This is a genomic window from Methylobacterium dankookense, assembly GCF_902141855.1.
In the GTDB taxonomy this organism is placed as follows: Bacteria; Pseudomonadota; Alphaproteobacteria; order Rhizobiales; family Beijerinckiaceae; genus Methylobacterium; species Methylobacterium dankookense.
In genome coordinates, this window is the sequence record NZ_CABFVH010000036.1 from 1 (window position 1) to 11797 (window position 11797).

Below are 11797 nucleotides of genomic sequence, written 5' to 3' on the forward strand. Positions count from 1 at the left end.
CGCCAAGGCCACGGCGCATTTTTCCATCGGCTCCGGCACCAAGCTCGCGATGGAGGATGCCATCGCCCTCTACGAGGCGCTGGTCGCGGAAGCCGAGGTCTCGACCGCCCTCGACCGGTTCGAGCGCGGCCGGCGCGAGGAGGTGGAGAGGATCCAGCACGCCGCCCGTCGCCTGACGCCCCACTGGGAGCTGAGCCCCGCGGCGGCCGAGGACACTATCAGCATCGCCAACTGCCACCGCCTGCTGCGCGCCTATCACCAAGCCGAAGTCTGCCCAGCATAGTCAAACAGGCTCTCACACAAAGCTCGAAGCGGCTGCGCCGGCAGTCTCGCCGTCACGTCCGCTCAGGCCGCTATCGCCAACCCGCCGGCTCCGGCGTGCTTCCTGTTCTCGGTGGATCGTGGCTGTCCTCTGCCGGGTCCAGCCGCACCGGCACCACGACATCATCCTCCTTCCCGCTCGGCCAAGCGAACCTGCCGGTTCCACAGGCGACAGGCGGGGACATCCGGCGAAGGCTCCTCGAACAGGCTCTGAGGCGGCCTCGGAAACCAAGCGCCACACTCGGAAACAGCGGCGGCATGGCAGCTCTCCGGACGCCGCAGCAACATTGTTAACCACCTCTTAACGTTAACAATCGAGAACGCTCCGCAGTGCTTTCGGCGCGGCGGCTGGCTTGTTCCTGCGCGCCTGTGCTGCTGGATCCGGATCTTTCGCCAGCCAAGTTCAAGGTGGCGACGCGAGTGTGACGCGATGATAGCCGCCAATGTTTGCATGCTGGACTGAATATACATGCGTCTCGGCTCCGCCGCATTCGGACTGGCCGACGGCTGCCTCCGCGCATCGCGTCGGCATCGACGGGCCGGGCATTCGTGCCGGCTTGCTGGGTCTCGGACACGGCACGCTCATCCCGAGGACTGGCGGCGCCGGGGAAGCGGCTCCGCTGCGCGGGCGGGCATGAACCCCACACCATCAAACCATCGGCGCGCGACGACCGGCCGGTTCGGCAGGCGCGATCGACGCGCTGTGACGACGATCACAAGGACCCTGCTGCGATGACCTCGCCTCGACTGTCCCGGCATCTCCGGCAGATCGATTCCGCTCGGCTCGGACGGACCCTCGCGCTGCTGGCAGGCGTGAGCGTGTGCGCGCTTGCCGCGGCGCAAGGCGGGCCGGCCCGGGCGGAGGAGGCGGCGCGCTCCTTCGTGCAGCGCGGCAGCGACGGCCGCAATGGTGAGAACTGCCCCCTCTTCATCGGCTGCCTGGGTAGCGATGCGGGCAGCGGCGGCAAGGGCCCGGACGTGCAGGTCAGCCAGGGCGACGCGCTCGCGGCCATGCGGGGAGCGGCCGTCGAGGCACGGTCGGTCGGCGGCAGGGGCGGCTCCACGCCGAAGGGATTGATCTTCGATCGGCCGGGCGGTGCCGGCGGCAATGGCGGCGCCGTGACCCTCACCGAGACCGGGGCTGTGAGCGGCGGCATCGATCGCGAGACGGGGCTCGCGCTCATCAGCGTCGCCTCTCAGGGCGGCAATGGCGGTGATGGCGGCAATGTCGGCATCGCCCGGGGCGGCGATGGCGGTCCGGCCCGCCTCGTCCTGCAGGCGCCGGTCTCAGCCATCGGGGCCCGCACCTCCGGCGTCGCGGTCCAGTCCCGGGGCGGCAAGGCGGGCGACGGAGCCACCGCCGCGGCGAAGCGCTCGGCGGAGACGGGCGGCCGGGGCGGTCTGGCGGAACTCAGCGTCGGCGCCGCGGGCGGCATCGAGACCCGGGGGGTCTACGCTCCCGGCGCCGTGATCGAATCGCTCGGCGGCGATGGCGGCATGCGGACCACGCGGAGGAGCAGCGACCTCTCCGGCGATGCCGGTGCCGGCGGACGGGCCGTGCTCGTCAACCGGGGCGCGATCGTCACCGCGGGCGCGACTTCGGTGGGTGCGCTGGTCCAGAGCGTCGGCGGCGCGGGTGGCGGCGACACCACCGGCATCAACGGATCCACGGGCGGCCGGGGCGGCGCCGGCGGCGCGGTCCAGGTGGAGCAGGCCGGCACCATCGCGACGCTCGGGCCTTACAGCGCGGCCCTCATCGCCCAATCGATCGGCGGGCCGGGCGGGGATGGCGGCCGCGCGCCCTTCGGCAGCGGCGGCGACGGTGGCGCCGCCGGTCCCGGCGGATCGGTGGAGGTGACCCAGTCCGGCACGATCCGGACGTCGGGGACCAGCTCGGTGGGCGTCCTGGCGCAGAGCGTCGGCGGCGGCAACGCGCTCGATGCCTTCCAGGCCTCGGCTCCGCAGACGGGGCAGGGCGGCGGAAGCGGGGGCCAGAGCGGGATCCTGCCCTTCGCCTCCGGAGGAACCGGCGGGATGGGCGGCCTCGGCGGGGCCGTCACCGTGCGGCAGAGCGGCGTGATCGAGACGGCGGGCACCGAGGCCTACGGCGTCCTGGCGCAGAGCGTCGGCGGCGGCGGCGGCGTGGGCGGCGCCTCGATCAAGCCGGGCGCGCTCTTCACTTATGCCCTCGGCGGTGGGGGCGGTGCCGGCGGACATGCCGGGACGGTGCACGTGACGGCGACGGGCGGACGCATCGGCACCTCCGGCGACGGCGCGAGCGCGATCCTCGCCGAGAGCATCGGCGGCGGCGGCGGGGCCGGCGGCGTCGCCAGGGCCGATACGGGCGGTCCGGCCCTCTCGATCGCCCTGGCGGTGGGCGGCAGCGGCGGCGGCGGCGGCAGGGGCGGCGAGGCCCGGATCGAGAGCGGCGCCACCGTGACCACCACCGGCCGCGCGGCGACGGGCCTCGACGCGCTCAGCATCGGCGGCGGCGGCGGTGTCGGCGGCCTGGCGCGGGCGACGGCCGTCGCGGTGCCGCTCGTCCTGCCGAACGGCAAGACGCTGCCGAGCATCGCCGTGGCGGCCTCGACCGGCGGCTCGGGCGGGGAGGGCGGCACGGGCGGCCTCGCCACGGTGACCAACGATGGCGGCGTCGCCACCTATGGCGGCGGGGCGACCGGCCTGCAGGCCGTCAGCATCGGCGGCGGCGGCGGCATGGCGGGCGATGCCCTGGCCTACGCGCTCGCCATCGCGCCGCCCGGCGAGGTCGCCGTGAGCGTCACCGCCACCCTCGGCGGGACGGGCGGCGGCGGCGGCAGCGGCGGCCGGGCCGAGATCACCAATCGCGGCACCGTCTCGACCTCCGGCGACGCGGCGATCGGCCTCCTCGCCGAGAGCATCGGCGGCGGCGGCGGCAATGCCGGCAAGGCGAACGCGACGAGCAACGCCCTCAGCCTCCACCAGAACATCGTCGCCACGCAGGCCGTGGGCGGCAAGGGCGGCGGCGGCGGCGACGGCGGCACGATCGACGTCGGCAATCTCGGCACGGTCGTGACCGGCGGCGGCTTCGCCCACGGCATCCTGGCCCAGAGCATCGGCGGCGGCGGCGGCAATGGCGGCAGCGCCACGGGGCTCGCCGCGCCCGGCCTCTCCTTCGACAAGACCCTGAACGATCTCGTCGGCAAGCTCCCGATCGCCGATGCGCTGACGGTGACCCGGACCATCGGCGGCCAGGGCGGGGGCGGCGGCAAGGGGCAGGCCGTCACCGTGACCAATGCCGGCGCCGTGCGGACCGGCGGCTCCGACGCGGCCGGCATCCTCGCCCAGAGCATCGGCGGCGGCGGCGGAACCGGCGGTGACGTCCAGGGCGCGGCCCAGGGCAAGCTCGCCGTCACACTCACCCTCGGCGGCACAGGCGGCACCGGCAATACCGGCGGCGGCGTCACCGTCACCAATGCCGCGGCGGGCACGATCGAGACCTGGGGCGACGGCGCGCACGGCATCGTCGCGCAGAGCATCGGCGGCGGCGGCGGCAGCGGCGGCAGCGTCGCGGCGCGCAAGGCGGCGACGCCTGACGCCGTCGGCGCGATCTGGGCCCAGATCAGGCAGGCGATCGGCGTCACCGCCTACGAGGAATGGGCGAAGGACAAGAAGAACGCCGAGAGCAAGGAGGCCCTCGAGCAGTTCCTGAAGGACATCAAGGAGAGCGACCGGTACAAGGCGCTTGCCGAGAAGCTCAAGAATTCCGAGTTCGGCAAGATGCTGCAATCCTACGGCCAGAGCGCGTCGGACTATCTGGCCGCCCAGAAGAAGGGCAGCGTCAAGCTGCCGGACGTCGCGGCGACCCTGAGCCTCGGCGGCGACGGCGGCAGCGGCGGCACGGGCGGCGCGGTCAGCGTCACGAATGACGGCGCCGTCACGACGCTCGGGGCCACGGCCCACGGCGTCTTCGCCCAGAGCGTCGGCGGCGGCGGCGGCCAGGGCGGCCTGGCCTTCGCCACCGCCACCAACGCCACGAATGTCCGGGCGGTCCTCGGCGGCACGGGCGGCGACGGCAACGCGGGCGGCAGGGTCGCGATCGTCAACGGGGGCAGCGTCGCGACGCAGGGCGACATGGCCTACGGCCTCTTCGGCCAGAGCGTCGGCGGCGGCGGCGGCAGCGGCGTGGCCGCGACGACCACCGGCAGCGGCACGACGGACAGCCTGACGCTGACCCTCAATGTCGGCGGCAATGGCGGCACGGGTGGCCGGGGCGGCGAGGTCTCTGTCGTGAACACCGGCGCGATCGTCACCGCCGGCGGCGAGGCCCACGGCATCGTGGCGCAGAGCGTCGGCGGCGGCGGCGGCACCTTCCTGCTGCCGGTCGCCAAGGAGACCAAGACGGATGCCGCCCAGACCGACGCCGCGCAGGCGGCAAAGGCCACGTCCGACAAGGCCAAATCCGAGAGCGACGCCAAGGACCTCGCCAGCGCGCTGCTGGCAGCGCTCGGCATCGAGAAGATCCCCGAGCAGGGCACGGCCGAGGGCGCGCCGAAGAAATCCGGCAGCCTGACCCTGGGCGGCTCCGGCGAGGCGGCCGGCAATGGCGGCGCCGTCACGGTGACCCAGGGCGGCACGGTGACCACCGGCGGCTTCGGCGCCATCGGCATCCTGGCCCAGAGCGTCGGCGGCGGCGGCGGCATGGCGGCCGCCGCCGCCGGCCCCGGCGGCGACGCCTACACGTTCGGGATCGGCGGCTCGGGCGGCGCGGCCGGCCAGGGCGGCACGGTGGGCGTGACCCTCTCGGCGGGCGCGCGGGTGACCACCTCAGGCGACGCGGCGACCGCCCTGCTGCTGCAATCGATCGGCGGCGGCGGCGGCTATGCCGGCGCGCATCAGGTGATGGGCTACGCCGTTCCCTTCCTGCTCGACGAGGGCTCGAAGGGCGATGGCGGCACCATCGCCGTCACCCTCAAGGAGGGTGCCGCGATCCGCACGAGCGGCAGCCTCGCCCACGGCATCCTGGCCCAGAGCCTCGGCGGCGGCGGCGGCCTGATCGTGGACCTCTCCGACACGACCCTCGCCTCCGGCCAGCTGGTCAAGGCGCCCGACCCGCTGAAATCCCGCACCGCCTCCATCGGCTCCGGCGGGACGATCACCATCGAGAGCGCCGGGTCGATCACCGCCTCGGGCAAGGATGCGAACGCGATCTTCGCGCAGAGCGGCGTCCAGGGCCGCGACGGCAGCCTCGACCCGACCCGCGCGGGCGGCACCATCGCCGTCACCGTGCGGGGCACCGTCACCGGCGGCAGCGGCGCCGGCGCCGCGATCCGCCTGGAGGGCGGCGCCTTCGACAACCGGATCCTGATCGACGAGCGGGCCGTGGTCAGCGCCCTGTCCGGTCGCGCGGTCGTCGGGACGATCAACCCCGTCGACGTCGTCAACCGCGGCGTCCTGATCGGCGACATCAGCCTGACCGCCATCCCGGGGCGGACGAGCACCGTCTCGAACGGGCCGGACGGCTATGGCGCGGCGATCCTGCGCACGCGGCAGGGCGGCGTGATCGATGTCGGCGCCGCGGGCTGGGTCAAGAACTACGCCACCCTCGACATCGGCGGCGTCGGCACCGTCGCCCGCACCGACCTCACCGGCAGCTTCCTGCAGACCAGCCGCGGCCGGCTGCTGGTCGACGTCGCGCCGCTCGCCCCGGATGGCGGCCTGCGCGCCGACCTGCTGACGGTGAGCGGCATGGCCTGGCTCGGCGGCACCGTGCAGCCCAACGTCATCGGCGGCCTTCTGCCCGGGCAGTACACCTTCCTGACGGCGGGCAGCATCGGCAGCGCCGATGCCGCCGCCGCCGCCACGACGATCCAGTCGGGCTCGGTGCCGGTGTCGTGGACGATCCTGCGCGCGGGCAACAGCCTCGCCCTGAGCCCGACCGCCAACTTCGTCTCTCCCCTCGGGATGAGCCTGAGCGGCGACCAGAAATCCGCGGCCGAAGCCCTGCAGACGCTCTGGAACGACCGGTCGATCGGCGAGGCCGGCCTGTTCTCCCGCTTCCTGTCGGTCGACAGCAAGAAGGGCTACGCCGCGGCCCTCGACGAGCTGGGCCAGGAATCGAGCCAGTACGTGCTGACCGGGCGCACCCTCGACACCCGGGCCGGGCTGAAGCGGGCCATGAGCTGCCCGGCCTTCGAGGGCACCGGCACCCTGCTGCGCGAGGGCGAGTGCGTCTGGGGCCGCATCACGGCGGCCCGGACGAGCCTGTTCTCCTCGCCGGGCGAGGGCGGCTACCGCCAGAACGCCCTGAGCTACCAGGCCGGCAGCCAGGTGGAGTTCGCGCCGGACTGGTTCTTCGGCCTGTCGGGCGCCTATACCCGCGCCTACCAGAACGATTCCGACCGGATCACCGGCACGGCGAGCGATGCCGCGGACGTCTCGGTGGCGCTCAAGCATCAGGTCGGCCCCTGGCTGTTCGCCGCCTCGGCCAATCTCGGCTACGCGTGGCAGAGCAACCTGCGCGCGATCGATATCGGCGGCGGCAACGCGCTGGCGCGAGCCAAGTCGGAGGTGCTGACGGCGGGCGGGCGCCTGCGGGCGAGCTACCAGATCCTGTTCGGCGACTGGTACGTGAAGCCCTACCTCGATCTCGACCTGCTCTACTCCCACAGCCCGGCCTATTCCGAGTTCGGTGCGCCGGGGCTGAACCTCGACGTGCGGGCCATGAGCAAGACCCTGCTGGCGCTCAGCCCCAACGTCGAGATCGGCGGCCGCTTCGACCTCGATGGCGGGCGCTGGCTGCGGCCCTACGGCACGCTGGGCGTGACGCTCCTGTCCGACGACCACTTCACGGGGCTCGCGAGCTTCCAGGGCAGCGGCGGGCTCGGCCTGTTCGCGACCGGCTCGCGCATTCCGGACAAGCTCGGCGAGGCGGGGCTCGGCCTCCAGATCGGCCTCGGCGGCGGCGTCGAGCTGACGGGCGAGTACCAGGCCCATGTCGGCGACCGGTTCCTGTCGCATCTCGGCACGGCGCGCCTGTCGGTCCGGTTCTGAACCCTGTGACGGCGCGGGCCCCGGCCCGCGCCGCCCTACAGGGCGGAGGCGCGCCGCCGGATGGCGCGGATCGAGCCGTGTCCGCGGACAGGGTCGTCGGTTCCGCGAAGGACAATGCGGCCCCATCAATCCTCTCGTGGCTCCGCCCGGCCGCCGGCGCGGCCGATGCTGTATCCCGACGCAGCCGCCGCGCAGGGAAACTGTGTTTCCGAAGAGATCCTGCGCTCAACCCGCTGGCGGGACCTTCCGTTCGGACCGTATAGCATAGATCAGATCTCGAAGCCTGCTGCCGCATTATGGCGGCGCACTCGATCTCGACCCACCGGTCTTTCCTCCCGGCCGTACAGATGAGACGGCTATTCGAGTATCCGGAAAGCTTTCATGGAGCCGTCGCCGCCGATCATCGGCCGAGGCGTTCGAGCCGATGTGTTGCATAAGAGCCCCAGGAACGCACTGGATTTACGACCGAGAGCCAAGTGTTTACGATCTGTTAACTATGTTTCTGATCATATCCAAAACACAGAATTCACTGCCCGACAGCGATCGCAATCGCTCAGCCGCAGTGAATTCGGCCATCATCGCCTCAACCGGATACGATCCCCATGTTGGTCAACAGGGCCCGCACCCTCTGCCTCGGCACGCTGCTCGCAGGTTTGCTGTCGAGCACGGCTCTGGCGGAAAGCCGATACAGCACGATCTGGAATCTCGGCGATAGCCTGTCGGATACGGGACGGACCTATGCCCGGACCCAGTCGGTGCAAAATACCAAAGATTTCGCAAAGGGCTTATTCGGACTTGGAATCACCTCTGGTGGCAGCTCGGACGTCGTGCCGGTCGGTCCGGAGTACCTTGACGGTCGTTTCTCCAACGGCAAAGTCTGGGTCGAGTATCTGAACGACACCAATGGTGCCGGGCCTTATAAAAAGGATCGGAATCTCGCCTGGGGCGGCGCTACGGCAGGGTACAACGTCAATAATTTCGTTGCAGGGCTAATCCCGAAGGTTAACGAGCAAAACGACGATTTGATCAGTACGATCACGAAGAAGGGCGGGTTCCTGTTTTTCGACTCCAAGGATTATAAGAACGACGCTTCGAATTTTGGTAAAAAACCTCTTTTTACTCTTTGGATAGGCGGGAACAACTACCGTCAGGAGGTCGAGGATACGGCTTTCACAAATTCGGGAAAAGATCCGAAAGATGTGAATCTCGCGAAAGCCTCCCAGACGCTGCTTTCCAGCATACCCGGTGAGATCGTCCGGCTCAGCGAGGCCGTCCGAAGCCGCAGCGACATCGCGCAGAATGGCGCGACATATTACGTCAACACCATACCGAACATCGGAACGACGCCCAAGATCGCGCAGTCTCACGCCGATTTTGCTGATGCTCTCACCAAGGAAATTACCAACACCAATCGGCAGGTCAAAGAAAGACTGTATCAAATTCAAGATCAGTTCGATTCCAACAAGCGCTCCGAACGTCTCGTGGTTGTCGATGCGGCTGCCCTCCTGAAGGAGGTCCAGGCGCGTCCAGGCTCGTTCGGGTTCAAGAATGCGACCGACAACTGCGTGAACGCCACGACGGGCAAATATGTCGGCGCCTGTTCGGCCTCGAATGTCGGCGACTACCTGTTCTGGGACGAGTTCCACCCGACGACCAAGGCGCATGCCATGATCGCCGACTACGCCTGGAAGACCGACCTGCTGGAGGCGGGGGACACGGCCGAGCTCGTGCGGCCCTACGTGGCCAATATCGAGATCCGCGACCGCACCTTCGCGGGCCAGATCACCGGCACGGGCAGCCTGATCAAGAGCGGCGAGTCGGTGCTGACGCTCGCCGGCCTGAACAGCTATGCCGGCGGCACCCGCATCGACAACGGCACCATCCGCATCGGCGCCGATGCCAATCTCGGCGCGCGGGCCGGCCTGCTGACCCTCCAGGGCGGCACGCTGAACACCACGCAGACCTTCACGATGGACCGCGACATCGCGCTCAACGCCTCGGTCTCGACGGGCGAGATCGGCGGCTCGAAGTTCGGCGCGACCTTCCGGACCGAGGCGGGGACGATGCTGACGCTGCGCGACAACACGATCTCGGGCAGCGGCGACCTCGCCAAGACCGGTCTCGGCACCCTCGACATCCGCTCGAACGTCACCGATGCCCGCGCGCTGACCGCGGTCCAGGAAGGCACGCTGAAGGTCAACACGGCCTCGACCTACCGGACGACCGAGCTCACCGTGGCGAAGGGCGCGGTGCTCGGCGGATCGGGCACGATCATCGGCACGGTCAAGAACGAGGGCACGCTGTCGCCCGGCAACTCGATCGGCACGCTGACCATCGACGGCAATTACGAGCAGACCGGCAACGGCCGCATCCTGATGGAGGTCGACACCAACCGCTTCGACGCCCTGCGGGTCAACGGCAACCTCACCGTCGGCGGCGGGATCGACCTCGCCTTCGACCCGACCGACAAGATCACCAACCAGACCTTCACCTTCGCGTCGAGCAAGGGGACCACGAGCGGGCAGTTCGGGCAGGTGATCGACCTGAACCCGTTCCTGACCGAGACCCTGAGCTACGGGGCGAACTCCGTCTCGATGACCTTCAACCGCGACTTCGCGGCGCCGGCGGTGACGGCCAACCAGCGCGCGGTCGCCCGGCACCTGAACCGCTCCTACCTGCTGGAGCCGCAGGGCGATCTCGACACGGTGTTCTTCGCCCTCGACCGCACCGAGACGGATGCGGCCGGCGCGCTGGCCCTGCAGGCCCTGTCGGGCGAGGCGATCGCCAACACGACCACCGCCGATGCCGTGCAGCGCGGGCAGTTCGTGCGCGCCCTCGAGGACCGCATGGCGGACCGCCGCGTCGGGCGCGTCGACGTGCAGCCGGGCATCGGCCTCGAAGGCTCGTGGACGGCCCTCGACCAGACCGGCACCGGCCCGGCCCTGCGCGCCGCGGCCTCCGGCCTCACCCGGACCGCGCCGGCGGCCGGCGCCCCGGATGCGGGCGAATTGTCCCTCTGGGCGCGGGCGCTCGGCGGCCCCGGCCGGATCGGCGGCCGCAACGGCTTCGACCTCACCCATGCCGGCATCCTGGTGGGCGCCGACAAGCGGCTCGACGGCGCCCTGCTCGGCGTCAGCTTCGGCTATGCCGACGGGACGACCAACGGCGTCTCCGGCCTGAACCGCAGCTGGGCCAGCGCCTACCAGGGCTCCGTCTACGGCTCGCTCGATCTCGGCCCGGTCTTCGTGGACGCGGTGGCGGCCTACACCGCCACCGAGAACCGGACGGCGCGCAGCCTGGTCTTCGGCGACCTGGCCCGCACCGCGGTCGGCACCTTCGGCGGCAACGACTTCAGCGGGGCGGTCAAGCTCGGCACGCGCTACCAGTTCGGCGCCCTCTACGCCGAGCCGAGCCTCGGCCTCGACTGGTACCGGCTGAGCCGCGACGGCTTCGCCGAGCGGAGCGCGGGCTCGGCCGGCCTCGCCGTGCGGAGCGAGACGCACGACATCGTGCAGCCCTCGGTCGGCGTGCGGCTGAGCACGGCCTTCCTGCGGGACGGCGTGCTGATCAGCCCCGAGCTGCGGGCGCGCTACTACCGCAATGTCGGCGACACGCTCTCGCTGGTGACGGCGTCGCTGATCGGGGCCCCCGGCGCCCCCTTCACCACCACCTTCGCCGGCATCGGCCGCGACACCGGCGTGATCAGCGCCGGCCTCACGGCGCAGAAGGCCAACCTGCAGGTGTTCACGCGCTACGAGGCGGCCGTCGGCTCCAACGCCACCGCCCACATCTTCGCGGGCGGCCTGCGCTACGCCTGGTAAGGGCGGTCACATGTCACATCGGTTCCGCCGGGGCATCCCGGCGGACCATCATGATTTCGGACGAGCCCGGCGGGGCTCGCTTCCGACAAGGCCTCGGCGAGGCCGGCGGCCGGGCGCGCCCTCCGCCATCCGCCGCATCGGCGTTAACGCCCGCTCAACCCTACCGGCAGCCGGAATGAACCCGAACGCCCCGGCAAAGCTTTCGGCTTCGCTGCGCGGTGGTGACGCCCCTCAGATCCATCGCGTGGCCGGCGGGCCGGAGGCCTGGCTTCCGGTCCGCTGCCGGGGCGTCGCCCGGCCGGCGCGCGCGAAGGGGAGCCTCAGAGCAGGTAGAGCGTCCCCTGCGCCCGAAACAGCTTCGGGCATCTCAGCTCGTCGACGAGTTTCTGTGCTTCGGCGAGCGTGAGCCGCCGCGCGGCAGCGATCTCCACCACGGTCATCCAGGTGCTCTGCACGCTGATCCTCCCAGGTCATTTGGCCGCTGCTTGATGCAACGTTGTGTCTGTACGCCTCGGAAGGCGGCAGCCGGAGCATTATTCCGTGCTCGATGAGCCTTCGTCCAGAGGCCGACCCGTGGAAAACTGATTTCCGCACGCCCTTGCGCACGGATCCGGACAGGACCT

Annotated in this window: 3 protein-coding genes and 1 pseudogene; 3 read left to right on the top strand and 1 reads right to left on the bottom strand. The window is 70.9% G+C overall.

The genetic code is table 11. The features are described from left to right. From MTDSW087_RS30945 to MTDSW087_RS21440, 3 genes and pseudogenes are all read left to right on the top strand, one after another. A pseudogene (locus tag MTDSW087_RS30945) lies at nucleotides 1–283 on the top strand (hypothetical protein); the annotation flags it as partial. 770 nt (nucleotides 284–1053) lie between these two features. Further along, on the top strand, nucleotides 1054–7353 hold the full coding sequence (locus MTDSW087_RS21435) for an autotransporter outer membrane beta-barrel domain-containing protein (protein WP_144766918.1): 6300 nt from the start codon (nucleotides 1054–1056) through the stop codon (nucleotides 7351–7353). Between the two features lie 602 nt (nucleotides 7354–7955). After that, nucleotides 7956–11174, top strand: coding sequence for an autotransporter domain-containing protein (locus tag MTDSW087_RS21440; protein WP_144766919.1), 3219 nt, complete (start codon nucleotides 7956–7958; stop codon nucleotides 11172–11174). Nucleotides 11175–11494: 320 nt separating this feature from the next. Here MTDSW087_RS21440 and MTDSW087_RS31250 read toward each other — a convergent pair whose 3' ends face one another. Next, nucleotides 11495–11629: a hypothetical protein gene (locus tag MTDSW087_RS31250; RefSeq protein ID WP_280525284.1), complete on the bottom strand. Its 135-nt coding sequence runs from the start codon at nucleotides 11627–11629 to the stop codon at nucleotides 11495–11497. Between the last annotated feature and the right edge of the window lie 168 nt (nucleotides 11630–11797).

What these genes read in the sequence shown, in the direction of transcription:
- MTDSW087_RS21440 (WP_144766919.1), top strand. Translation starts at nt 7,956, where the DNA reads ATGTTGGTCAACAGGGCCCGCACCCTCTGCCTCGGCACGCTGCTCGCA.
- MTDSW087_RS21435 (WP_144766918.1), top strand. Translation starts at nt 1,054, where the DNA reads ATGACCTCGCCTCGACTGTCCCGGCATCTCCGGCAGATCGATTCCGCT.